The 26,117-nt window shown below is 35.5% G+C and carries 24 protein-coding genes; 17 read left to right on the top strand and 7 right to left on the bottom strand.

What is annotated here, in order from left to right; translation table 11 throughout:
- Positions 1–45 precede the first annotated feature (45 nt).
- Both FAY30_RS26415 and FAY30_RS26410 read right to left on the bottom strand, forming a co-directional pair.
- Entirely contained in the window at positions 46–906 is an 861-nt protein-coding gene (locus FAY30_RS26415) for a tyrosine-type recombinase/integrase (protein WP_149872960.1), read from the bottom strand.
- Positions 907–1,459: 553 nt separating this feature from the next.
- On the bottom strand, positions 1,460–2,350 hold the full coding sequence (locus FAY30_RS26410) for a hypothetical protein (RefSeq protein WP_223821052.1): 891 nt from the start codon (positions 2,348–2,350) through the stop codon (positions 1,460–1,462).
- Between the two features lie 572 nt (positions 2,351–2,922).
- On the opposite strand from FAY30_RS26410, the gene FAY30_RS26405 reads away from it, so the two are divergent.
- On the top strand, positions 2,923–3,612 hold the full coding sequence (locus FAY30_RS26405) for a hypothetical protein (RefSeq protein WP_149872958.1): 690 nt from the start codon (positions 2,923–2,925) through the stop codon (positions 3,610–3,612).
- A 185-nt stretch (positions 3,613–3,797) separates the two neighbouring features.
- Here FAY30_RS26405 and FAY30_RS26400 read toward each other — a convergent pair whose 3' ends face one another.
- Positions 3,798–5,150, bottom strand: coding sequence for an FtsZ/tubulin family protein (locus FAY30_RS26400; RefSeq protein ID WP_149872957.1), 1,353 nt, complete (start codon positions 5,148–5,150; stop codon positions 3,798–3,800).
- Complete coding sequence (locus FAY30_RS26395) at positions 5,147–5,494, bottom strand: hypothetical protein (protein WP_190284990.1); 348 nt, start codon at positions 5,492–5,494, stop codon at positions 5,147–5,149. The genes FAY30_RS26400 and FAY30_RS26395 overlap by 4 nt, the downstream gene beginning before the upstream one ends.
- A 1,033-nt stretch (positions 5,495–6,527) precedes the next feature.
- Here FAY30_RS26395 and FAY30_RS26390 point away from each other — a divergent pair.
- The 12 genes from FAY30_RS26390 (at position 6,528) to FAY30_RS27420 (ending at position 21,135) form a co-directional block, all read left to right on the top strand.
- On the top strand, positions 6,528–7,808 hold the full coding sequence (locus FAY30_RS26390; protein WP_149872956.1) for a replication-relaxation family protein: 1,281 nt from the start codon (positions 6,528–6,530) through the stop codon (positions 7,806–7,808).
- Positions 7,805–10,474 (top strand): type IV secretory system conjugative DNA transfer family protein, encoded by a 2,670-nt coding sequence (locus FAY30_RS26385; protein WP_223821051.1) that lies wholly within the window; start codon positions 7,805–7,807, stop codon positions 10,472–10,474. Before FAY30_RS26390 ends, FAY30_RS26385 begins: the two co-directional genes overlap by 4 nt.
- A gap of 440 nt (positions 10,475–10,914) precedes the next feature.
- Positions 10,915–11,808 carry a S1 RNA-binding domain-containing protein gene (locus FAY30_RS26380; RefSeq protein ID WP_149872954.1) on the top strand — a complete coding sequence of 298 codons (894 nt, stop codon included), beginning with the start codon at positions 10,915–10,917 and terminating at the stop codon, positions 11,806–11,808.
- Positions 11,808–12,767: a replication-relaxation family protein gene (locus FAY30_RS26375; RefSeq protein WP_149872953.1), complete on the top strand. Its 960-nt coding sequence runs from the start codon at positions 11,808–11,810 to the stop codon at positions 12,765–12,767. Before FAY30_RS26380 ends, FAY30_RS26375 begins: the two co-directional genes overlap by 1 nt.
- A gap of 16 nt (positions 12,768–12,783) precedes the next feature.
- Positions 12,784–13,365 (top strand): HD-GYP domain-containing protein, encoded by a 582-nt coding sequence (locus tag FAY30_RS26370; RefSeq protein ID WP_223821050.1) that lies wholly within the window; start codon positions 12,784–12,786, stop codon positions 13,363–13,365.
- A 231-nt stretch (positions 13,366–13,596) separates the two neighbouring features.
- Positions 13,597–15,093 (top strand): hypothetical protein, encoded by a 1,497-nt coding sequence (locus FAY30_RS26365; RefSeq protein ID WP_149872951.1) that lies wholly within the window; start codon positions 13,597–13,599, stop codon positions 15,091–15,093.
- Positions 15,090–15,845: a flagella basal body P-ring formation protein FlgA gene (locus FAY30_RS26360; protein ID WP_149872950.1), complete on the top strand. Its 756-nt coding sequence runs from the start codon at positions 15,090–15,092 to the stop codon at positions 15,843–15,845. The genes FAY30_RS26365 and FAY30_RS26360 overlap by 4 nt, the downstream gene beginning before the upstream one ends.
- Positions 15,846–15,861: 16 nt before the next feature.
- Complete coding sequence (locus tag FAY30_RS26355) at positions 15,862–17,019, top strand: P-loop NTPase family protein (protein ID WP_149872949.1); 1,158 nt, start codon at positions 15,862–15,864, stop codon at positions 17,017–17,019.
- Positions 17,020–17,037: 18 nt separating this feature from the next.
- A complete protein-coding gene (locus FAY30_RS26350) occupies positions 17,038–18,558 on the top strand; it encodes an ATPase, T2SS/T4P/T4SS family (protein ID WP_149872948.1) in 1,521 nt (506 codons plus the stop codon).
- Complete coding sequence (locus FAY30_RS26345) at positions 18,551–19,534, top strand: hypothetical protein (RefSeq protein ID WP_149872947.1); 984 nt, start codon at positions 18,551–18,553, stop codon at positions 19,532–19,534. Before FAY30_RS26350 ends, FAY30_RS26345 begins: the two co-directional genes overlap by 8 nt.
- Before the next feature lie 15 nt (positions 19,535–19,549).
- A complete protein-coding gene (locus FAY30_RS26340; protein ID WP_149872946.1) occupies positions 19,550–20,467 on the top strand; it encodes a hypothetical protein in 918 nt (305 codons plus the stop codon).
- A 509-nt stretch (positions 20,468–20,976) separates the two neighbouring features.
- Positions 20,977–21,135: a hypothetical protein gene (locus tag FAY30_RS27420; protein ID WP_190284989.1), complete on the top strand. Its 159-nt coding sequence runs from the start codon at positions 20,977–20,979 to the stop codon at positions 21,133–21,135.
- A gap of 278 nt (positions 21,136–21,413) precedes the next feature.
- Here FAY30_RS27420 and tnpC read toward each other — a convergent pair whose 3' ends face one another.
- The 3 genes from tnpC to FAY30_RS26325 form a co-directional block, all read right to left on the bottom strand.
- Positions 21,414–23,015, bottom strand: a complete 1,602-nt coding sequence (tnpC, locus tag FAY30_RS26335; RefSeq protein WP_149873074.1) for an IS66 family transposase — start codon at positions 23,013–23,015, stop codon at positions 21,414–21,416.
- A gap of 90 nt (positions 23,016–23,105) precedes the next feature.
- Positions 23,106–23,459 (bottom strand): IS66 family insertion sequence element accessory protein TnpB, encoded by a 354-nt coding sequence (gene tnpB / locus FAY30_RS26330; protein ID WP_223821044.1) that lies wholly within the window; start codon positions 23,457–23,459, stop codon positions 23,106–23,108.
- The gene (locus tag FAY30_RS26325; protein WP_149872886.1) at positions 23,456–23,650 is read right to left on the bottom strand and encodes a hypothetical protein; all 195 of its coding nucleotides are present in this window, start codon (positions 23,648–23,650) and stop codon (positions 23,456–23,458) included. The genes tnpB and FAY30_RS26325 overlap by 4 nt, the downstream gene beginning before the upstream one ends.
- An 87-nt stretch (positions 23,651–23,737) precedes the next feature.
- Between FAY30_RS26325 and FAY30_RS26320 the strand changes: the two genes are divergently transcribed.
- The 4 genes from FAY30_RS26320 to FAY30_RS26305 all read left to right on the top strand — a co-directional run bounded on the left by FAY30_RS26320 (position 23,738) and on the right by FAY30_RS26305 (position 26,076).
- Positions 23,738–23,896 (top strand): hypothetical protein, encoded by a 159-nt coding sequence (locus FAY30_RS26320; protein WP_190284988.1) that lies wholly within the window; start codon positions 23,738–23,740, stop codon positions 23,894–23,896.
- Between the two features lie 68 nt (positions 23,897–23,964).
- Positions 23,965–24,342 (top strand): hypothetical protein, encoded by a 378-nt coding sequence (locus FAY30_RS26315; protein WP_149872944.1) that lies wholly within the window; start codon positions 23,965–23,967, stop codon positions 24,340–24,342.
- A gap of 11 nt (positions 24,343–24,353) precedes the next feature.
- Positions 24,354–24,851, top strand: a complete 498-nt coding sequence (locus tag FAY30_RS26310) for a peptidase M23 (protein WP_149872943.1) — start codon at positions 24,354–24,356, stop codon at positions 24,849–24,851.
- Between the two features lie 352 nt (positions 24,852–25,203).
- Positions 25,204–26,076 carry an N-acetylmuramoyl-L-alanine amidase family protein gene (locus FAY30_RS26305; RefSeq protein ID WP_190284987.1) on the top strand — a complete coding sequence of 291 codons (873 nt, stop codon included), beginning with the start codon at positions 25,204–25,206 and terminating at the stop codon, positions 26,074–26,076.
- Positions 26,077–26,117 lie beyond the last annotated feature (41 nt).

Genomic DNA, 26,117 nt, shown 5'->3' with positions numbered 1-26,117 from the left:
GCTATTAATATATGTGACAATTATACACTAGCAAATATTTTATCTTCAAGTACTTTTTGGTAATATAGTCCCTTCTGTAAGGTATTTCAGGTAGTTTGAAGCGGAATTTTCCTCAATCCCAAGTTTTTTTGCAATGGCTTGAATAGAGTGTCTTTGCGAATACAGATGAAACGCAATGGCCCGGCGGATGGATATAAGAGTTAACGGTTGAACATTTTCCCCGAGATAATCACTTGATATTGCCCGTAAATGATTCAGTATCGACATTACTTGTATTGGGCCTCCATATTCTTCTCCATGAGGTTTTGTTGTGAATACATAATCGCTGCCATTAAAAATGGTTTCATAAAAGTATTCCTGAAAATAGGTAACTTCCCTGCCCACAAGTGTAATGGTTCTCTTACGAAGTTGGATGGTTATTGTGTCTTCCTTAATGGATTCTTTAACATCTTCCTTCTTAAAACGGAAATCAGCAGTTTTTAACCCCTTTGTTGCTAAAAGGAATATTACTTTTCTAAGCTTTGAATATTCACCATTTTGAAGCACTTTAATTAATAACTCTTCAAGCTCTTCAAATGTTACGTCTACTTTCGGTAGATTTTTAACCTTAAATCTTTTTATCTTTACAGCCGGATCAACAGGAACTTTATCAATTTCCCAGAGGTAATTAAATAAGGTTTTTAATATTGCCAGCTCCTTATTAATTGTAGAGATTGTCTTCTCATTATTTAGCTGCTCTTCAAGGTAATTTTTTATATCTGTAGAGGATATTTGAAAAGGTTCCTTACTGCCGGGATAGGTAGACTGGATAAAGGAGAAAAATTGAACTATTATCTTTTCATAACTTTTTACAGTTTCTTCACTATACCCCTCGTTTTCTAAATGTTTAATAAATCCATAAGGCATCCCTTTTCACCCCTTTAATAGTAATTATATAATATTATTCGATTATATGTTCGTTATTCCTTTATTATTTCCAACCAAAACAACAAAAAAGCGGATAAGATTATGACCCTATCCCCTAAAAGTTATTTTACAAATTGATATGGTTTTACTTGAATTACCCTATAGCCTATTTTAGCATTGAAAATGCGTTAACTGCTGGTTTTTTGGTTTTTTTCTATGCGTTATTTTAGGGTAAATTTGTACCCTAAAATAATGGTGATCGTTCAACCCTAGCCGCTAAGGAATTATAGAAAAACCTATCTAAAAATGCAATTATTTTTCAAATAAAAACCCCTTTCCATTTGGAAACGGGTTCGGGGGTCTGGATTATAATATTAGTTAAAAGTAATTACGATTGCAGCCAGTAGAGCTAAAGCCGTTATCACTACCACACTATTAAGAATCATCTTCTCAGTCTTTTCTTTCATCATTAAAAACATTTAGCCCACCTCATTCCCTCGTTCTTGTTAATTACCATTATAAAACATATGTTCGGAAAATTCAAACTATTATTTTATGGATTGTCAATTAATTTAGCATTTTTATGATTTGAGTCAAGCTGGATATTTGAAAAAGCCTTTTTCTCCCCTTCCAAGATTGATTCTAGCTTTTTCTTCTCGTCCTCCAGGCTATTAATTTCTTCTTTAAACCTATTTATTATTTCAGTAGTTTCCTGTTTCATTTTTTCTTTTAGGTTGGTTTCTATCTCATGATTAACCTGGGAATAATCAATTTCCTCGGTTTTTTTTATTAATCCAAAAAAGGACGTCTTAGGTTTTTGTTTCTTCATTGCAGTTGCAAATATTTGAGCTTGCTTCTCTTCTAAATACCTCATATAAGCCTCAGTCTTTATTTGCTCTATGCCGGCTACCTTATTTTCTAGTTTTCTCTCAATCTCTGAAATATCTTTTTCATATTTAAGGATGTTCAGCATTATTCCTTGCATACCAAAGTTTTTCTCTAGAATTGCTACTCGATCGTCAAGTTGATTCGGTTCCTCATAATTTCGGAGCTCTCTGCCTTCTGGTCTAGTAACCCTTTTATAATTACCACCCAACATTACGGCTGGTTCCATACCCAGTTCAGCTAATAAATCGATGCTTGTTTTAGCTGCCTTTTCCATTAATACAAATATCAATTGCAATCGGAAAACACTTTTATAATTTAATCTATAAAATTTACCGAATTTTTCTGGTTGTATGTATTCAATTAAATCTGAACGGAAATGATTTCTGATTGTTGAGTCTGATCGTTCAATAATCTTTCCAGCTTCTACAGTGCTGTAAGTCATTTCGTCATGCATTGATAAGATACCTTCAGTAAACAAGCCATCCTCTAGCCCATTTAAGATAGCCATTCGGTAAATTGGGTCCTGCTCAAATTCACTCTTAAGTAAATCTTTCATTTCCGAGTTCCCCATAAAATCACCCCTTTACTGTAGATTTCTACAGTCATTAATAAAAATATTACACTCAAAACACCAATAAATCAACAAAAACCATTGATATAACTGGCGTTAACGATCTTCGAACGATCCGCAGCGGTACCGAAAATACCCTCAAACGATATCTAGCGCTATCGCTACCAAACATATTCTAATCATTCAATAACGTAAACTAATGAATCAATTACGTTTGAATAAATCAATTTTGAAAGTGAATCATAATGAACGCTATTAAACCGATAAGCAACGCTAACGCTATGTGTCGTTCGACAATGATTAACGCTTGATATACCAATAATCTCCCGAGCTTCAAATCCTTCCGACGCGCCCGAACCATTCTGAATGAAGATGAATTTGATTTTTTGACCTTAAAACGTAACTGAAAGAACTTGATTTTTGAATTCCGATAGCGCTGTATATCGTTTGGTGGAGGGTAACGCCTTATATACCAATGTTTTTCTTGAATGAAGATGAATTGAACCTTCTACGTTGCACATACTATTTATGACTCTGACAACTAAGGAGGTACAATATTGGGAGGCAGAAGAGAAAAAAAGTGGGAAAATGGCCAATGGTCTATAGAATGTAGAGGGGAATCCAAACATACTAAACTAGTTCCAGAGAACGAGTTTTCTACATACATCAATCCAAAGGGTGAAAAAGTATTTAGTTCGCTATGTAAAAAATGTAAAGCTCTAAAAATGGCAAGGGAAAGACAACAAGACTTTATAAAATATAAAGTCGGAAATGCAATTACCGCAGCTAAAAAAAGGAAAGGGCTTGCCAGAATCGTTGATCCTGACTTATATGGGCAGGTTTTAGAGCTTTTTGAAAAGTCAAATGGACTTTGTGCTATTACAAAAGAGCCCATGTTATTAAATGTAGGTGACGAAAGAAGTCTTTCAATCGATAGGATAAATAATAATCTGGGGTACATAAAGGGAAATATTCAATTGGTACAAGAGACCGTAAATATGGTAAAAGGTTGGTTGGAAGGAGTTACAGCGAGAACGCGAGCTGGTGTAAATATTGATTGGCCACTCATTTTAACTCAAGTATTCAGTATAAAATTCATTAAAGTCGATGAAAAAAATCCAATTAGCTCTAATTTATCTTTATTTGTGCTAAATAATCATGGTATTGATATAGTTAAGCAATTTATATTTTTATCATCTCCAGAAAAAAAATTTAAAATTATACAAAGTATGGGCCGTATATGTTGAATTAATTAGAAATAGCCAACAGAGGGTAAGGGAATTGAGGTACACAATTATGGTCCTAAATAAAACCCTTTTATATCAAGGGTTTAACGATTTATGTACCTTAAAGGTACATGATTAAGGAACATAAAGAAGGGTACATTATAAAGCGACTTAGGAGAATATCCTAAGTCGCTTTATAATTGTGCTTAAAAATCTATATCATTTAAATCTGCTACTTTTGCCTTTTTAGGCTTGTCCGTTTCTAGATCCTCACTTAAATCATCAAATGTTAGTTTCTTTCTTCTCATGCTGGTATTACCGGAAGAGAAGAAATCACTGAATTCATCAAGACCTAGACTTGAAGCTGCTTGTTTTTTTGCTTCTTCTTGTTCTTTTTCGATTTGTTCCCATTGGTTAAGTTCTTCTCTTAATTGCTGAATTCTGATGGATGGAGTAGGGTAAACAGCCAATCCATATAGAGTTAGATTCTCTAGTTTGCTATTTTTTGAAATAGCAAGGTTTACTTTTGTATTCAGAAGCTCAGAAGTGTATCGGTAAACATCATCTGCAATCTTCGGTGAAACATTTTTTGTAGATGGATAAAGTACAGCAACCGCACCAGCTACAGCATTTTGAACTTCATATGTCGCCAAGATTTCATTATTAGTGAAAAGATTCTTAATTACAGATTCAATGTTTTCGTCACTTTTCAAGTCCTTATGCTTTGAAAGGGAAAGCCATCCAGGAGTGGATAAGGTTGTAAGTAACTCTGTTTTATCAAAGACAGACCGACCATCCATTAATGGTAAGGAGGAAATTTCCGCTAAGGCACTTGCGATTACCATGTTGCTGTATGATTTAGCATCAATTTCAGTACCACCATATGTTTTTAGCGGGTCATTTGCATAATAATCTTTCATTTTTTCATTGTCGATAACAATTGCAGTACCCATTTTATTATCGTTCATAAGCTGCTGAATAACGCTTATTCCTGCTAATGCGTTTTTTCTGAATGCAGAGCCTTTCTCATCTGAGGAAGGAAGGGAGCAAATCACTCCTAAAGGAATTTTACCACCTGGTAAAGCTCTATTTTCTCTAACTCTTGAAAGATAGGCCAAAGCTACTTTTAACGCACCATTACCAGTACCACCACCCAAACTAACAGTAACCCATACAAATTCAGAATCTTGGATTGCATCATCTAAAGCTACTTGTTTATAAAGTTCTGAGTTTTCCTTAGCAATCTCAAACCCTAATTGAGCGTTTTTATCTGTACCTTCAAGCTCCGGAAAGTCTTTGCTGGACGTAACAATTCTTTTTGATTCAGGAATTAGGTGTTTATGTTCTTCCATATCCGACTTAGAGGAGTTTAATAGAAACGTTGGAAATCCAAAACGTGATAATTCGGCAGCAATTCTTCCTCCACCTTGTCCCAAACCTATGATTGCTTGAGAAGGGAATCTGCTCATTTCTGATTTCAATTCATCGGATAGTAAATGTGATGATAATAGGGCCTTTATTGCACCTAATTTTTCATTTTCGACAAAAGGTTTAATCATTTATTGTTGCTCCTTCCTAATTTTTCTTCATGTAATAGGTGTGCTAGCTGTTTACCTCGAACAGTTACATAGTATGGTGTGGCAGTCCCAAATTCCTTTTTTTCAATGAACCCCTGCGCTTCAAGAATAAGAAAAGAAGAATCGTATCTTTTTCTCATACCATGATAGTTATCTAGTTTTGTCTTAACTAAACCTAACTTCAACTTATTTTCTGAGATGATTTTCCTGAATACATCTATTGCAAAATCATCAAGTTTCTTTCGGAGAAAACGGACTGTATCTTCATCGTATTCTAGCTGATCTAAGTCTTTATAATTCTCTTTTTGAGCTATTGATTCACTCAAACTGTTCACCCTCCTTTGCGAACCTTAAAGTCTCTCATTTATGTACCTTTAAGGTACATTATAGAAAAACACCCAAATAAATGCAATGTTTATATGCAATTTTAAGCAAACTTTCTTTCAAATTATTAATAAATGCGTGTCTTGTGGTACACAATTGTGTACCACAAAGAAAACCTAGATTTTATAATGTTTTAAGCCACTATTCTATTATCACCAACTCTTATGTACCGCAATTATGTACCTCAAAGGTTTTTGAGAAAATACCATCATCTGACTTAAGAGTAAATGATATTAGAAGTCTGCCATGTATTTAAAGTCCAAATGACCTGTCTTTTTTTTAGCATCAGGCATCCTTCAGAGATAACAATAGTTGGTGCCCTACATTATCCTACTTCTTGAAAAGTGGAAAAGTGGAAAAGTGACCCTAAGATCACACTATAAAAGTTCGGAGTAGCATATTAAAGAATGGAGGGGAAGGAGTATTTAAATTCGGAAATATATCGAAGTTTATTCATAACTCATTCAAAAGCAGAGTCTTATTCCACATGCCTTACCTAAACATTAGGGCTGAGTTATTTTACTGATAGGCGACAAGTTGAAGGGGATTTGAAGGCGACAAGTTAACCTGTCGCATATAACCTGTCGCTTAAGGCGACAAGTAGAATTCAGTCACAGCAAGGGTTATAACCATGTTTCAAATCCAGACTTCATTCCCCTGTGACACCCCCCGAAACTCGGGGATAAGGCAACCAAGATACCCTCAGTTTTACTAGGTTACTTTGTACCCTAATTTTTCACCTGAGTAGCTGAAATTCTTTTGCTTATTCGCTATTTAATCGTCGAGATAAAAATCTGTATACACCTCATATTTATTCATTTCATTCACCTAAGTTTTTATTGAAGATTGAGAGTTTAAGATGATATACTGACTGAGAAAACTACATATACAAAAGGGAAGTACCCTCGAAATTCAAAGCTATTATTGTGGCTTTGTTTATTCGTGGGTACTTTTTGTTTTCTTAAGGAGGTTTGCATGGATAAAAAAATCTACAACTTTGGGAAAGGGAAATCGGGCGTTTGGCTAACTGAGCGGGATATAGAATTACTAAAGCTAATATTTGACCACCGAATTTTGTCGCTAAAAGAACTTAAATATTATGCTGAATCTCTTTATAGTGTGAAGCACACTACTTTAGCTAAGAAGTTCCAACGCTGGCGGGAAGAAAAAATTGTAGTTGATAAGAAGTATGGGGATCGTACTGTCTATTATCGATTAACTAAAAATGGCTATTATATCCTTGTGAATGAAGGAGAAATTGTCCCAGGAGATACTCACTATAAAGAGTTGGCAGCACCTGTTAATCAAACAGACCATTATTTTGGTATTAGAGATGTCGTTGTTCGAACACTCGTCGAGGTTAAGAAGTTAAATATGGAAGTTTTCTCATATTCACCCGCCTCAATGCCATATATCGAAAAGGGAAATGAATCTTCCTCTCCTCTTATAGTTCCTGACTGGATACTTACTAATCAATTCGGTTTCTTAAATATAGAGATTGATACCGGTAATGAAAATCTTAACGCTATTGAAGCCAAAATTGATAAGTATGTAAAGTACGCTACGGACCGTCCGGACGAAAATCATCATGTTTTAATTGTAATCATGGACAATCAAGATAAGTTTTTCAGGTATCAGAAAGAATTTGGCTTAGATCGAAGTGGCCGGGTAGCAAATGTGAAAAGAGCAATCATCGGCGCTAACGCTCATGTTCATTCAAACTTGCATTTCTATGTTGCTCCTATGAATAAAGCCCATCATATGGCCTGCAGTATCTTAACAGGGCAATCAAAATTGATTGATGAATTACGTTCAAGTGAAATCGAGGCCATTCAAACACTTTTGATTATGAATAACAATTTCAATTACGAAATTGAGCAATTGAACGCAAATGATTTTTACCTACCGGAAGTTAGTAATGACTTATACGCAGATGCTCACGTCTTATTGAAGGATGGTGATAGTGAGAAAAGAAAGGTTGTGTTAATTAAACTGATGGAAGAGGGCAGTTGTAAGTGTTTAGATGAATTAAATTATCTCAATACCTTGCGGATGGAAAAGAGATTTAAGCAAAAGGTTAATAAAATTATTGCTATTTACAGGTCTACTTCGGAATTTGAATATGATTCCTTGGGGAAGCCGATAATGCAGCATGTTGTTTTTGGAGTTAAAGAGAGGCTTATGAGTGACATAGATAGTCCACCGTTCTACAAAAATGCAAACCAATTCAAGAAAGGGGCGGGGATTCTTTTATGAAGGAAAAACTGATAGCTATGAAAGAATTTACAAAAGAAAAACTGATATTATTCGGAAAATGGCTAAAACCAAGATTGCCACTTATTTCAATGAATTTAATCGGAATCGTTTCATTGTACTTTTCTCTAAGAGCAACATTTAACTATCTCTTCTTAATGGGAGGGCAATTCCTAGAAGGTATTCCTAGTTTTTTCTTATTCGGAGATTCAACAAAGCCTGGATTTGTACTTTTCATAATTTCAACCGTATGGCTTATTGTTGGTTGGTTGGCGAGTACGAAATTTGAAAGATTTAAAAAAACTGCTTGGAGGCGATTGTGGTTTTGGAACATGTTTATCGGAATTGGCTTACATTATATTTGGCTAATATCCGCACCGGTCTATAATACGTTGTTACCCTATATGGGTGAAAAGATTAATACCCTTGTAGTAGATAATATATGGCTTACAGTTGCAGTAGGGGACACAAATACCTTATTGCTAACAATTATGTTTATTCCGACAATCGTAATAGGTATGATACTTTTTTGGCTTGCGGGACAGTACTCTTTATATTCCGCTGATTTAAAAGAAGCTTTCAAGAAATTTGAATTCACCAATGTCTTTTTACAGAAATGGTTCAAAATGGAGAAAACAGAGCATTGGCCAGATGTTGTTTTGGGACCTGATTCTGAAACAAGAGAGTTAGTTGTACAGCCAGGCCGAGACAGGACACTAAACAATGTTATCATCGGTAGTATTGGTACTGGTAAAACAGCAGCATTGGTTTTACCTACAATTAACCAGGATCTACACTGGATGAGTCGCTTTATTAATGATTATCCAAATATCTATAAACGGGAGGATTACCATTCGGAACATGTGAAAGGCATGTATTTGAATGGTATATCTGTTATCGAGCCTTCTAACGACCTTTGCCAAAAAGCATTTCAGCTTGTAAAGGCTCATGGAATACCTGAAGAGTCTGTATTCTATATTGACCCAACTAATCCCGAAACCCCAAGCATAAATCCTATGCAGGGGCCAGTTGAAAAAGTAGCTGAAGCATTTTCAATGGTTATTGAGGGATTAGCGGAAGGCGGACAGAGTAACTTCTTCTTCCAGCAGTCAGAACGAAATCATTTAAAGCATTACATCTACCTTCTTAAGCTTCATAAGCCCGAGCAAGAAGTAACTTTCGATATGCTTCTGAAAATGTATGATAACCCGCAGCTGGTGCGATTAATGCACCTTAAACTGAAAGAGACGTTTCCAGAAAACATTGACCTTATTGAAAATCGAGATGAACGGAACCATTGGGCAATTGTAAAGCAAATTGATGAATGGTTTGATAACAATCTTCTTCCTCAAACTGAAAGAGCAGGAGCGGGAATGGTTCCCGTAGTAGTAAAGCATGGTGAGTACAGAGGGCAGCCTGCGTTTTATGATGCTAAAGCGGAGTATGTTCAGGGGTTACGAAACATTCTTAATGATATTGGAGCCAGTCCATTAATCCGTCGTGTTTTATTCGGAAAGTCTGATTTTGATTTTGATCGGCATCTAGAGAGCGGAGGCGTTTTATTGGTCAATAGTGCCAAAGGAGAGCTCGGTGGCCTATCCAACGTATTAGGAAAACTCGTTTTATTAAGCTTACAGAATGCAGTATTCCGGAGGACTCCTAACATATCTAACTTCCATCATATTATTGTGGACGAATTCCCGGATTATATTTATCAACCATTTAAAGAGTTTCCCGCTCAATCTCGTAAATACAAAACGATTGTTACGGTTGTTGCCCAGACAGTTGCCCAACTTGCAGATAAATATGGTGAAACCTATATGCACACCCTATTAGGTACTCTTAGGCATAAAATGGTTTACGGTGATATTCCAGACTTCGATGCACAACTTTTCTCTAAAATGTTCGGAGAAAAAGAGAAGTTTGAAGAGGGTATTTCAGAACAGGCCGTTAGCCCATTACAGGAAAAGCCAATGTTACGGTTGGGTAATTCCTATCAAAAGACCAAAGATGCCATTCTTTCGCCAAGTGATATCATTTTCCAGAAGCCTTTCCAATGTGCTGTTAAAATTGTTTCGAATAATGAGCCTATGCCAGTAAAGCAAATTGATGCAAATTTCGTCCCTAAACCTGAATTTACTGAAGCAATTATTAAAGTGGAGGAAACTGCAGCTGAGATTTGGTCCACTAACCGGTATGGTATTGTCGCTGATGCCACACCTGAACTTGTTGAAGAATTTACAGTTGAGGATGAAACCGAAGTCATCGAACAAATAGTCGTAAATAAAGAGGAGGATTCTTCTTCTAAAGAGAGCTCACCACTTGTTGTCTACTCTGGAGCGGATAAACCGCTTGATTTTACTTATGACAGGGATGAACTTCTTGATAACGATGAAGAGGAAATACCATTAAAGGCAGAAAAACATAGCCATAATGATGAAACGGTTAATGACAACCCTTCTGATAAAGATGAAACGGAGGAACCAGAAGAAGTTAATCTTGGTTCTTTTATAAAGAAAGAGACCCCATCTGTAGAGAAAGAGCCTGAAAGGACGTACTTAGGGCCAGAACAGGAGGAATTGGTAAAAGAACTAGAGGATGAGCTCAGTAAAGTAGAGCCTCCGAAGAAGGAAACTGTACTGGCATTTTACAGTGATATGGAGGATTAGATTTTCGGGACCGCGATAATGCGGTTCTTTTTTATCATTTTAAGCAGCATTCGCAAAATACTAATGGAAGCCATATCTATGGGTAGAAATAAAACATCCAATATTTAAACATTCTAGGTAATTAATATTAGCAAATAGGCTTCGAAGCAATAGCAAGTTCGGATGGAATAAACTTTGCTGAACTTCATTATTATGATGAAAACTTTAAACTTTTGAAGTAACAATTTTAATCACTGCTAAAAAATATATATTGAAAAACCTTCCAAACTATACTAAACTTTTGCTTAAGGATTACAGCAATCGACAAATTAATTTTTTAATGGGACAGACCCAAATACAGAGTAGAGTTAGCACTACTCTGTATTTGGGTCTTTTTGCGTTCTATTTACGTTTGTTTTTGTTGCTAATCCTAAACTAAATATTTTGGGGGATAAAACAAAATGACTGTATCACAATCATGGTCGTCTGATTTGCAATTAGAAAACCTTGCACGTTTGAAACGGAATAGGGAGATCGTCAAAGGAGTAATTACTTCTGTAGGAACAAAGAAAGGGAAGGTTCTGGAAGACGGCAAGTATGTTGAAAAAGAAACTGAAATTGCAGTATTCCTACTAGAAGGAGGGGTAACTGCATACTGCCCGGCAAATGAATTTTCCGATTTTGAATTCAAAACCCTTAACGGATTCACCGGAACAATGCAGGAATTCATTATTGACCATTTGGACCTTGAAGATAAAACTGCTGTAGTAAGCGTAAGAAAGGCAGACCAAATTAAAAAGGAACGCTTCCTTGAAGAACTTCAGGAATTACAAGACAGAAATAATCTTGAAGAAAGAGTTTTTGAAGGAACAGTTTGGGGCTTTAACCGTAAGAGCCGTAGAGTATTTGTCCGTATTAATGGTGCTGACTGCTTCATGCTACCGAATGACTGGAGTTGGGAACGTGGCCGCAGCCTTGAACAAGAAGTTGATCGCGGTGAAAAAATCCAAGTTAAAGTCCTTCGATTTGATAAGGAAAACAATCTTATCCAAGTTAGCAGAAGACACACGCTTGAAGATCCATTCAAAAAGCTTGAACGCTTAAAGGATATGTCAACAATTGCAGGTAAAATTAGTGGTGTTGACCCAGTTCATGGGATTTTCGTACAGCTTGATGTTGGTTTAGAAGTAAAAGGTATCAAACCGTCTTATCTTGAAGAGCCAATTGTTGGAGATATTGTTTCCTGTACTGTCCGTAGCATTGATAGAAAGAAACGTCAGGCAAAAGTTGTAATCGTTGGATATCCAAGGGGTAAAAAGAAGCGCAAAGATCTTGGAGCTTTTCTTTTTGAATAATGGAATCAGTAGCAAAAGATTTTGAGCCGGTTGCTTTTGACAACCTGGATTATCCTTTATTTACTACCAAGAAAGGCGAAGTACCTTTATGGGATCACCCCTTCCTGAAAGGTAGTAAGGTGTTGCCGAAGAAATATTATCCTTATACTACTCAAGAGGGTGTTATTGACCTTTTAAGGAGAGGTAGAATCGACGACACTGACCTTATCTTATTGAAGGTACTTGGCGATGCTATATGTGCGAATGAAGACCAGTTAAGAAGATATATGCAAAGTGTAATGAGTCCTTCTCAAACTTCAAAGCGATTGGACAAATTCAGAACTTCCGGATTGGTTGACCGCTGGAAAGTTAGAATTCGAGGGCAAGAAGAAAAAGTTAAGCCACCGGCTCCTTTTACTTTGGGGATAGCAGGGTTCAAACTTCTGAAGCATTATTACAACGAAGATTTTTTTATGAATCCCAATCGTTGGGACGATTACGGAATCGGGGCAATAAAACGTTTTATTGCTATGAATGAGTTACGTTGCCAAATGACAGAGAAGAAGATCGTGCACAAATGGAAATGGAATGCTGTCATTGCAAACAATCAAAAACTCAAATTTCCGCTCGGTGCTGCAGAAATTAGAACAGTGAATGGAAATGTAAATTTCTTAATTGATCGAGCACAGATGAATCAAAACTTTATAGGGTACTTTAAAGATAAGCTTAATGTTTGGAAAAACGTATATGAGCGTTACGGAACTATTCCAATAAGTGAATTCCCAGATAATCCTGCTTTTGTAGTTATTTTTACTTCAACTCTTACTGTAGCGGAACACCTTCATAAAGAGTTAATGCTGGATAATTTTCCTTTCCATGTTTGGGTTTGTGTAGAAGAAGATTTGCTTCACGATGGTTTTAATACCGCCTTTTACCGCCCTAATAAGGAAAAACTAAAAAGAATTAAACTAGAATTTTAAAAAAGAGGGTATGAAAATGCAAGTTACCGAAACTCATAGGGTTGTCGGTAAGTTATTCGAACACTGTTCGAGTACCTACCGACATTCCCAAAGGGTAGGTGATTTACTTTACCAATTTGCTAACTATTTAAAATTAAAAGACACTGAACAAATTTTCTTGTTAGGTATCATTCACGACATTGGAAAACTAAACATACCTAAATCCTTATTGAATAAAAAAGGCCCATTAACCCAAGAAGAATTCAACAAGATTAAATTACATACTAAATACGGTCAAGAAATAGTTAAAAACATCAAAGGCCTCCCCGCTGAATATTCCTCAATTGTAAGGTTCCATCATGAAAACTGGGATGGCAGCGGTTACTACGGTCTGCAAGGCATAAATGATGGGATTCCCTTGCTGTCTCGCATGATTAGAATCGTTGACTCTTACGACGCTATGATTCATGGCCGCATCTATCAAGAAGGCAAAACTCAATATGAGGCAATAAGGGAGATTTGCTCCTTTAGCGGTAAGTACTACGACCCTGACTTAACAATAGAATTTAAAGATTTCTTGAATAAAATATATTACCTAAACCACAAAACTGGCTCTTGAATGCAGAGGAAAAAGGTGGTAAAATCGTTACAAGGGTTGCAACCAGGCCCGGTTGCAGCAGCCTTTCTTAAAGTTTTTTAATGCCTCCTAAGAAAATTAGGAGGCGCTCAATCGACTATTAAACAACTTAATACATAACGGGAAATACCCGAGATACAAACTTCTAGCAAGTTTTTAATAACTGCTAGTGGTCTGTGTTTCGGGTATTTTTTTGTTTCAGGAGTGTTGCACTTGCAAAAAAAAGTACTGATCGCGGTAGGGGATAAAGCCTATACGGATATCTTAAAGGAAACCTTTGAAAAAAAAAATCAAAACTTTGTTTTATCCTCCCAAGAAGTTTTTCACAGACGGTATTTAACTGAAATTGTTCAATCGGAAAGACCGGATATCCTTATTCTTCATGATTATTATCTTGAAAGTGATTTTATAAGAGAAGAACAAAAGGAGCAAGAATTACTAACCTTTATTCGAGATATCCGTGTTACTTATAATGATGCATTACGAGTTGTTTTCATGTGTGAACGACCAAAGGGAGATTCATTACTTACCAAATTAGTAAGCCTAGGGATCATGGACATTATTAATGAAAATTCCTTTGATCTGGATGATTTTATCGTACAGCTGCAAGCTAAACCACATTTTTCGAATGTGGAAAAATTCTTAGTAATGAATTCAATCGAATCGATTGTGGTAACAGAAAAAGAAAAAAAAGAGGAAGAAAGAAGTCCGTCAAAGGAAGAAAAGACGGAAAAGCCAGTTGTACAAAAAGTAATCGAAAAAAAGGTTATCCAAAAAGTTGTTAATAAAAATGTAATAAAACGTGATTACAAAATACAAATTACGAACAACACCGAAAAAGTGGTAGGCATTCCTGTTAATAAGAAATTAATTATGATTGGTAGTCCTTTTTCGCGTAGCGGGAGCACGTTTATATCTCATATATTAGCCAGGGCTTTAACTCAACTTGGGGTAACAACCACTTATATTGAAAGCCCATTTTCAAAGGCATATACCTATGACCGTTTTATTGGGCACCATGACACGAAGGCCTATAGAAGTAAATTCTATCAGCTTAATAAACTGAGGAATTCTGTCTTTGATTATGAATATAACTGGCAATTAGAAAAAGTAGATATTATATGCAAGCATCCAACAAGTGAACCTATTTATAAAGAGGAAGATGTAGCATTTGAACAAATGATAAAAATACTCTTCTCCTCTCCATCAATCGTAACAATCATGGATGTAGGTATCGATTGGCCATATGCGCTCTACCAAGACATGTTGGATATTGCAGATCATATTTATTTTATTCTGGAGCCTGATATTCCTTCTATACAGTATTTAGAGGAGTCTGAATCGCAGACGGTTGAAATAATAATGAATTTGTTAAAGCATGATAAAACTCATTTTATTGGGAATCGTTTTGAGCAAAGTTTAATGAAGAATCAGCTGCTTAATGGCTTGTTCGCTAATCAAATTAAAACTACATTCCCTGCATTTTCAACAACAGATGTTTTTCAGTGTCAAATGAAAGGTATGTTTTTAAATGACTATAAGGAATACCAAAAAAGAATATATTCCTCTGTTCAACCATTAATAGAGGATATCCTTCCGCCAGATTTTCTCGTTAAGCAGAGGAAAAACTCGGGATTTTTTAAGGGGATATTCAATAAAAAAGTTACTGTTGAAAAGAATGAATCGAAAGGTGAGACAACGACCGTATGAGACCGGGAATAAAAATAGGTTTAGGTATATTTACCTCAATCGCAACCGCTGGATTTATTTTAACTTATGATTTTTATATTAAGGATAGGATTGATTCAACGGAAGTAGTTGTGGTTAAAGCCGGGGAAGAAATTCAAAAATCAGAACTACTAACGGAAGATAAATTAACTATAGAGCGCAGGGGGAAAGAAGCGTTAATCGATGGTGTAATTCTAGCTAAAGACATTGACCAGATTATTGGATACGATGCAAAACAAGATATTTATGGAAACTCAATAGTATCTTCTAAAATGATTGATTTCGAACAGATGGTTCCAAATGCAAAAAATGGTGAAGCCATACGCCCAATAACAAAAGATATGATTTTTGCAAAACCTGGTTCACTTAGGAGAAAGGATATTATTGATATTTATCTTATATATAGTGATGGCATCTCCAATCTTATTCAGAATGGGCCAGCAAATGTTAGCAGTGATAACAATCAAAATTCAGATTCATCAGAGCAAGCAACAAATAATGTAAAAACAGATGTTAAGCCTTTCCTAAAAGATGTACGCGTTGTCTATGTGAAGGATTCAGGCAATAAAGAAGTGGTAGCTGATACGGAGGAAACCAAAACCAATGGGGATAAACGCTTAAATGCAACTTCTACCATAAGTGACTTAGAAGTAATTCTAAATGAAGATGATTTTACAAAATTAATGGATCAAGTATTAGCAAAGGGTGCCCAATTATATATCACCTACCATTAAAGGAGAAGGAATTATTGTGAATGTAATAGTTATATCAAATAAAACAATTTACAAAGAACTATTTTCTAAGAATGAGGAAATTAATACTGTTCTTTTTTGGGATGATGTAAAAGAAGCAACGATTGATGTACACGCAATCTTGTTGGATGGAGAATCATTTAATCATGATCACCTTAGCATGATTCGAGAACTCTATCCTGAAGTACCTACTTTTTATAAACCTCTATCCGTAAACAGCAATATTATTATGAGAAACTTAACCCGCTTGTGTGCTGCTTACAAAGTAAAGATGGTAAATGAATATGCTTCGGATGAACAAGTAATTGAGGATATTTTAAGCAAAATAACGAATAAACAAGATTATTTGTCAAAACGAATTGCTAGCTTTTTTGGAACTCATAGTGGAGCGGGTGTTTCGACTACCGTACTTAATCTTGCTCGTTCTTTATCACAAAAAGTTGAAGATAAAGTATTGGTTCTAAGTTTGAATAGTTGGGATCCATCAGATTACTTCTATCACTATGATGGCCAATACTTAAATGATATAAAGGTTGATTTAAAAACAAAGAATTTAACACCATCCAGACTATCAGAAGCAGTTACCTTTCATAAAACTTTTTACCATCTCGCAGGTAACCGAGATATTAAAATGCAAAGATTTTATCAGCCGCATGAGATTGAACATTTAATTAAGGTAGCGCAGCAGTTGTTTGACGTAATTTTAATTGACGCTGGCACTCATTTTGACACGGCACCAACCGTTCAATCCTATTTATCTAGTAATTTAAGATTCCTTGTTACAAACCAAGAGGAAAAGGGATATAGAGGATATTTTCCTTATGTATTCCAGCAATTAATTGAACCATCTGGTGGACAATCTAATGATTTTATGTTGGTGGTAAATAAGTTTCAACCTACAAACACTCTAATCAATGAAAAATCCCTTGAAGAAGAATTAAATATGACAAGGGTTGCTACCCTACCTGATATGGGTGACCTAGGATCGATGGCAGCATATCAGAAAAAATTACTATATGATCTTTCAGAATCCTTATATACAAAAAATCTCGATTTACTCTCAAATCTCATCATTTCTGAATGTAGACTAACAGAGAAAAAAGAAGTTGAAGATACAAAGAAAGAAAAGAAGGGTCTGTTTTCTTTCTTCAAATAGAAAGGTAGCTGAATATAATTGAGTACCCTTGAACAAGAATTAGGACTTGAAAAACCCTTTAATTCCTCGGAATGGCTAGCCCAAACGGTTGCACAAAAAGGCTTGAAGGAATACATTCCTACATTTGAAAGAAGAAAGTCATTTAAAGAAATTTGTCATAAAGTCCGAGAACAGTTAAATGACATTATCATTGATGGCACCGTTGAAAATATAAAGGAAAAAAGTGGGGAACTGAATGAACAGTTTACAAATGAAAATGTATGGTTAGAACGACAGCACCAAGCGGTTATCGGTGATGAACAAGCAATGTCTTACTTCATTACGAAAATTAATGAAGTTCTACAGAAAGAAAATATAACAACCACCGATTATCCTACATTCTACGAATCCCTTGCAGAGGCGATTTTTCATGAAGTATGGGGAGTTAGTATCCTACACAAATGGGATACAATGCCATCTAGTGAAGCGGCTGTAATTCGTGGAACAGAACTTTGGCTTGATATAGAAGGGCAGTTTATAAAACAAAACGAAGAGTTTGAGAATCCCGAAGCAGTTGAACGAATCAAAAGGGCTTTTACCATGCGTGTTAAAGATGCAGTAATCAATGAGCAAACTCCTGAACTCGAAATTGAACGAGAAGATGGTTCTCGTATTACCATGATTCAAAAACCTAGAGGAAAAGAAAACTATATTATGTTTCGCCGGTTTGTTGTAAAAGATTTAAGCCTGGAAGAACAATCAAAGTTAAATACAATTTTACCCGATGATGTACCTTTTTTCCGTTCATTAGCAAGAGTGATGGTTAATACCATTTTTGCAGGACGTGTCCGATCCGCTAAATCGACATTTATGAAGTCTATGCTTCGCGAAAGAGATCCATCTTTTGTTGCTGCCATTATGGAAAAACACTTTGAATTGAATTTATCTAAACAATTCACAGACCGGCTTATTTTTGAAGTTCAAGCGAAAGAAGGAGATCTTCATCATGCTATGCCAAGGTTACTAAGAATGGAACATGATTATATCGTAGTTGGTGAAATTCGTTCTCTCGAAACAGAAGGGTATTTACAAGCTTGTGAAAGAGGAGAACGTGGGGCATATTCTACTTATCATTTAACTTCAGTGGAGAGTATTGTATCCCAAATTACCCGGCACATCCTTGATGAATTTCCGAACCGAAATTTTGAAAATGAACTAGAAAGGGTAGCAAGGAATATCGATATTATTGTTACCATGAGCACTGAACGGGATAGAAGAAAAAAACGAGTTATTGGTGTAACAGAAATTATTTGGGATGATTCAAAGCGGATTCACCACACACAAGACCTGGTACGGTACAGTCCTATAACAGAACAATATTATTACTCTGCTAAGATCTCAAAACAATTAGTTACTCTCATGGCAAGCGAGAGTATAGATGATACAAAAATACTTATCCAGCATTTAAAGAAAAAAGAAGCCGTTTCTCCCATGTCTGAGTATGACAAAATCAAGAATCAAATCGTAAATTCTCTATTGGGAGAAGAACTAGATGGATAAGCTAATACATTGGTTTTGGGAACAAGGGTTTGATTATTTTTTATATTTTGTTTTATTTATCACTGCTTTATGGACTTCTAAAATAATCATGTCTTCCTCATTAAAAGGAAAATTTGATGAATGGAATTATAAATACAGAATTAGAAAAGTTCGTAGCAATGTCGAGTTAGTAAACAAGACTAACTTTAAGAACCCATTTCTCAAACATATATTTTTACTTATAAGAACAACTTGTGATGAACGTAACGAATATGATGTTCAAATATTTCTAATTATTTCAGGAGTGTTAGGGGGCTTTTCAGGTCTCTTTATCTACTTTGCATTTGGAGATATTCTTGTATCCGTTATTTTCTTCATCCTTTTCGCTTTCATTCCTTACTTATTTCTGCGATTAAAGCTAAATAATATTAGGTATTTAATGAGCTTAGATTTTTTGTTTATCGTACAAAGGTTAACCCAGAATTATAATACTTCTCATTTTGATATTTACCATGCTTTAACTGAAACTCAAAAGGAGATCAAAAATCCACAGCTAAGAAAGGTCATTGTTAAATTAGTATCTGACCTACAAGTATCTCGAAATGAACAAGAGTTAAGGGATACTGTTCTCGTATTTACCTATACTGCTGGGACTAGTTGGTCCAAAAGATTAGGAAGTATCATCCTTAAGGCATATTTACAAAATGAAAAGGTGTTAAATGCCTTAATGGTGTTAACTAAACAAATAGAAGAAATGGAGGAAATGATAGAAGAGGAAAAATCACAAGCAATGGATTCGGTTTATAACGGATATTTAACACTTCCGGTTTTTATTGGATCTCTGTTCCTTGGATACTATTCTTCAGGAGCGCAAGATTGGTTTAAATTACAGTTTGGCAATCAATGGAACATCCTATTAATCTCATTTAGTGTTTTGGGAGTAATTTTTTCTCTAATTATTTCAATCTTCCTAAAAAGACCAAAAAATGACCTATAAGAGAGGAGTGGGATAATGGAAAATAACATAATATTTTTTAAGCTTCTACCACTTTTGGTGTATACGATATCCTTTTTTCTTTCCTGTTTAGCGGGCATTCTGGTTTATGGAGGACTTAGCTCTCAAGTTGAAAGAATGCAAACTCGTATTCGCTTAAGACACAATATTACTAAAAATAAGAAAATGATGATTGAAGGCACGCTTAATACTCGAGCAGAGGAATGGTTAAAAAAGGCTCATTACCCATTGAGGATAAATGGATTAAGATATTACCTCATAATGGGTGGGTTTCTCCTTTTCTTATTAGTTTATTATGTAGCTTTACCCATTTTGATAGATGGTAGAGTACAAAAATCAACATTGATTGCAGCTGTTATGATTATCTTTATTGCCTTACTGGCAGCGCCTAGTAATCCGTTCTCACTTTTTGTTTATTTGATGAAGCGAGTCATTAGTTTTCATCAAGCTAAAAAACACGCTGAAATCTTTATGCTTTACGATCTTTTGATTAATGAGATTGAAATGATGACGATAAGTAGAATTAATACCTACAACATTTTGAGAAATATTAAACCATATTTTGATATGTTAGATAAGCCGCTCACGCTGTTGCTAACTTCCTGGAGTAGTGATGAAGGGCCAAATGTTGCATTAGATAAATTTTCAAAAGAGCTGGATTCAAAAGAAGCAGATGCTCTTATTGGGGTTATAAAGAATCTAGATAATTTGGATAGAAAAACAGCCCTGGGAAATCTAAGGGGAATGCACAATATGTTTGTTAAATCACAAATAGAAAATTACAGAAGGAAGAGAAAAATTACAACTGATTTGTTGGGAATTCCAATAAAAGTCACGCATTTTGTCATTATTCTTAACTTTTTAGTATTAATCGTAACTATGGTAACTGTTATATTGAAATCTTCCCGTATGTAGTTATCTATTTAATTCTATTGGAGGGGGTGAAATAAATAAACACCTCACTTAGTACCTTTATGAAAATTGCTATAACTGCAATCTGTATCAGTGCTTTAATATTTGGGGTTATGTATGTTTCCATGAGCGGGATTGCCGATACAGTTTCGAATTACATTTCAAAAAGTTAATTAGGTCTTCCTTTTTCATGTGTGATGTTAAAAGGCAAGCAAAAATTATATTTATCCAATACGGAGGAATGAATCATGGATCAACCACTATCAACATTCTTAAAAATAGCAGTTACTGTAATTTCAATTCAAGCGAATATGCCGAAAGATAAATAAAACTCTATGAAACAATCTATTGGCACTTTTATGATTATGGCTGCTACCGTGATTATTATGGTGTCTCTCATATTCGGAGTTTCCTATACTGCTTTGAAGGATAAAAGTGATTATCATAAAAATATGTTACAAAATGAGCATCAATTAAAAAATAAATAAATCATTTTTGGAGGAATTTAAAACATGAACCAAACATTGTCTACATTCTTAAAAATTGCAGTTACCGTAATTTCAATCAGTGCCTTTTTATTTGTCTTAGGTTATAACATGGTCAACTCTGAAGCAACTGCATACAAAACTAAGGTAACCGGTATCCAAGCGAATATGCCGAAAGATAAATAAAAGTCTATGAAATAATCTATTGGCACTTTTATGATTATGGCTGCTACCGTGATATTATGGTGTCTCTCATATTCGGAGTTTCCAATACTACTTTGAAGAATAAAAGTGATTATCATAAAAATATGTTACAAAATGAGCATCAATTAAAAAATAAATAAATCATTTTTGGAGGAATTTAAAACATGAACCGTAAGCCCGAATTATAAAAAATAAGCGCACCTTTCGGTACGCATCACGAATAGCCGTAAATCCCGATTTTTTTCAATCGAATTTACGGCTTATTTCAATTTTTGCCCACATTCGGCCTGAATCACTTTTGACCAGGGCATGTATTGATCTAAAATTTCAGGTTTTTGATGGATGCCAAGATTGGGCAGATCCGTCAAAAGTTTCTTCAAGTATTCGTAGAAATCTACACCGTTACTTTTGGCAGTTTCTGCGATACTGAGACAAATGGCGTTCGCTTTTGCGCCGGCTTCACTGACTGAGAAAAGCCAGTTTTTTCTCCCCACGACGTTAGGGCGGATGGCGTTTTCAGCGGGATTATTATCGATTTCAACGCGCCCGTCGTTCAGGTATGCTCTAAGTCCATTTGCCCTGTTCAATGTATATTCAGCTGCTTTCGCCAGCGCATTTTTTCCATAGAATGGTGACGTTTCAACCCATTCAAGGAATTTATCTACAATTGGCTTCGAATATTTCTGGCGTTTTTTTCTTCGCTTACTCGGAGACAAATGTTTAAATTTCCTTTCAAGACGGTATAAATCGTCACAAAAGCTCACACCTATACGGCCATTTTTGCTATCCGCCTTCAGCCAATAACGGCGAACGTGGGCCCAACAATTTGCGAAAGTAACGCCTTCCAACTTGCCATAGGCAGAATAACCATCGCAAATAATCGTTCCTGAAAAGCCTTCAATGAATCCTTCAAGGACGGATCGGGCTCGCGATAATGCACTATGAAAGAGAGTTATTGGTGGTCCTTGGCAAGGAACACTTCGAGACACCCAATTATAAGCATTGGTTTGACCCGATTTACCATCGGAACGGTGGAGTATTTGTCCATATGTTTCATCAATATGTAAAAGCGATTTATTCATCATCAAATCTTTCATTCTTTCATAAATAGGCAATAGCCAATCGTGTGATGCACGAATGACCCAATTCGAAAGATTCTTATCGTTGGTATTCAGGCCGTAACGATCCCATTCCTTAACCTGGCGGTAAAGGGGGAGGTATTGCGCAAATTTATCATAGATGACTTTGGCAAGCACGCTAGGGCTTGCGATGCTACGTTGAATGGCAGGCTGCGGTGCCTTACCACGTTTAATTTGGGCTTTTTGAAATGAATCACCTTTACAATTTTTACATTCATAAGCATGTTCTATGTGTTGGACTTTCTTCATTTTTGCGGGAATAAATTCTGCTTCTTCGCGCACGATTGTACTTCCAATTTCAATCATTTGTCCCTGGCAACAGTCACATTGTATATTTTCTGGATGATAGTGAAATGCTTCAACTTCGATATCATCTCGTAATGAATCATTTCGTTTTTTCTTTTTAATAGTTCGAACAACAGTATAAGAAATGGTCTGTTGGCTTTGTTCTTCTGTGTGCTCAGATTCGCTAAAAGACGGGTCATCATCAAATAATGACGATTGCCCTTCTGGTGCGTTATATCTTGATTTTTCAGTTTTAGAACCATATAAGAGTTTTGTTAAGTGCCGAAGTTGTTGCGTTAACGCTTCGTTCTGTTTCAACGATTGATCCAATTTTTTTGATAGCTCCTGGTTTTGTTGATTCGAATGAGCCAACTGCTCTTCGAGCAATCGAATTACTCTATCAAATTGATTTTCATTCGTAGAAGAAGTATTCGCCACATCATTCACCACTTTTCGTTCGGATTCACTTCTTTTATTATAACGAGTTCGAACAGTGGAATAAAGATAAAATGAAGGGCTTTAACGAATTTAGAAGGCACCTTTTGGTGACTGCTGAATCGCCTTTGGCTGCTGGATAGATAACCCCTCGAGGAGCCACCTGAGCTCCTTTTGAGAGAGATTCCGTACTTCGTTTTCATCCTTTGGCCATTGGAGTTTTCCGTTATCCAAACGTTTATATAGCATGGCGAAGCCATCACCGTCGAAATATAAGCATTTATAGCGATCTTTACTCCATCCTGAAAACAAGAAAATGGAATCCCCGTATGGATCCAATTCAAAGGAATCTTGAATTAATGTGGCTAGTCCGTCAATACCTTTTCTCATATCAGTTTTACCGCAAATGATGTAAATATTTTTTACGCTAGTAAAATCGTGTTTCACGGATTTTTCAACTCCCTCATAACCGTTTGGATGATGTGCTCATCTACGCCGTTGAAGAAGGAGATTTCGGCGTTGCCGGTTTTGATCGTGCAAGTAGGATTTGGAGAAATCACTACTGGATTTGGTGCAGAAGTATTTTTGTTTTCGGAATGTAATGTAACGGGGACGATTGTGAGTTTTTGCTGCGGCATATGAAAAAGCACCTCCTTAAATTGATACGTTGATCATACCAGGAGGTGCTGCTGTTTTTATATGCGTTGTTTGAATACGGGCTTACCATGAACCAAACATTGTCTACATTCTTAAAAATTGCAGTTACTGTAATTTCAATCAGTGCCTTTTTATTTGTCTTAGGTTATAACATGGTCAACACTGAAGCAGGTGCTTATAAAGCTAAAATTAGCAGCATGCAAACGAATATGCCAAGTGATAAATAAAAACACTTGTGTTTATATGGGGAGAGGGGATACCCCTCTCTTGTCATACAAAAAGGAGTCTGGTAATCGTGTCTAAAACATTGGGTGAATGGATGACTCTATTTATTGTGATTAATATTATGTTTGCTCCCATTCTTTCCTATTTAGATAGTCTACATCGAGAGGCTGTTGAAGTGGTATTAACAGAAGGGGCAAAGAAAGCGGCAATAGAGGGCCAATTTACGCCATCGATCATTCAGGGAATGAAGGATTCATTAGTAAAGAACTATAACTTTGATGAAACTAAAATTAAAATTCAAGCTACACAATCGTTAACTCATAGAAATCAATATTTAGAAGCAAGTATTGAAGCTCCAAGAAGTTTTATTTTTATTTTGGATATTTTTAATCAGGGCCCAAGTACTTTTAAAAAGGAAACTAAAATTTTAAGTGAATATATTAACTAGGAGTTGTCCAGATGGCAACAACTTTACGTACTATATTGTTTATTCTTCTTTATGCCTTTATTACGCAGCTACAGTTTAATTTAGATGCTGACAAAACTGCAACCAGGCAAGTGAAAAATACTTTAGAACTAGCTGTTCATGATGCTAGTTTAGCTATATTACCTGAATCAATCTCTGAAGGAAAAATCGTTTTTGATCAGATAGTTGCAACTTCTAATTTTAAAAAAAGTTTGGAAGTTAATCTATCCGTAACTAGTACTTCAGGAAATATTTTTAATCCAACTGAAAATTCTTTTTTTAAACATGATTTACAAGTTGTAGAACTTGAATTTATCGATGATAGCGTACCAAGAACTTATCCTTTCGTGTACTACAATTCTAAATATAAGATTATCGAAAATGTAGATGGTCCATGTATTATAGCAGTATTAACAACCGAAAGCCCCCGCTGGTTTAAAGGAGATACTTCTCTAATAAGACAAGCAGCGGTTTATGAATATAAAAAATAACTCTTTTTTAAAATCCTAATAAATTTAATTACTCCCAATAAATTTAATAAATGGCCTCAAAAAACTATATACATAGAAACTGCAAACGCTTATACTAAAACTAGTAACATTTTCCTTGTTTTTTTTTGCAACCTTTTCTTAGGTTAGCAGTTTGACAGTAAACTATTGAGGTCTTTGGGATCATGGAGAAGTAAACACATTCTATTTGTGTGTTTATTATCTATTGCTCCTAAAGGCCTTTTTTGTTGGAAAGGAGTAATAAAAATGAAAACAGTTTAAGAGAATTTCAAAAATTTAGTGGGGGCAATTGTGATTAAATTCAAAATTAGGATTTCAAATGGAGGAAAATAAAATGAAGACAAACAAATTTCAATCAATCAAGTATTCAAAAAAATTACAAGCACTTGCGTTAACTGGAATAGTAGCATTTTCTACAATATTTACAGTAGGAGGGGAAGCTTCAGCAAATACAGACTCAACATCTACTAAATGCGATATTACCATTACCCAAGGAGTACACACTTTACAAAATCCCGCTCAAGCTACAGGAGTTTGTAAAGATCTTGTTACGGGTTATTATCGTCCAGGAGATCAATATTTTCCCTCTAAATATGTAATCAGTGGATTAATAAATAAAACTGTTGACTATGATGGACAGATATTTGAAATGGCGACTCCTCAATACTCTCAAATATTTTTGACCGTTCATACCACTAATAATGGAGGTCAACCTAATCCAGAACAATCATCTAAAGGATGGGTTAAAGAAAATGGTCAATGGGTCTATTACAATTCACAAGGTAATAAACATACTGGATGGTTATATGTAAACTCTAAGTGGTATTTCTTGGACACGAAAGGCATTATGCGTACAGGATGGATTTATGATAAAGCTTGGTACTATCTAGCATCCAGTGGTGAAATGGCAACTGGATGGCAAAAAGTAAATGGTACTTGGTATTATCTAGCATCTAATGGGGTAATGAAAACTGGGTGGCAAATAGTAAATGGTACTTGGTATTACCTTGTTGGTTCAGGTGCTATGAAAACCGGTTGGTTATTAGATGGGAATGACTGGTACTATCTAGCATCCAGTGGAGCAATGAAAACTGGGTGGCAACTAGTTAATGGAAAATGGTATTACTTATACAGCAACGGTGAAATGGCATCAAATACAAAAATCGGAAACTATTATCTGGACCGAAGTGGTGCCTGGATTCGTTAATTATTTTTAAATAAAACGGAGGGGTGTCATGCGCTTACATG

Origin of the sequence: Bacillus sp. S3, assembly GCF_005154805.1 — a bacterium.
Classification (GTDB): domain Bacteria; phylum Bacillota; class Bacilli; order Bacillales; family Cytobacillaceae; genus Neobacillus.
The sequence above is the reverse complement of the archived record's forward strand: the minus strand, read 5'-3'. Positions and strand labels throughout refer to the sequence as shown.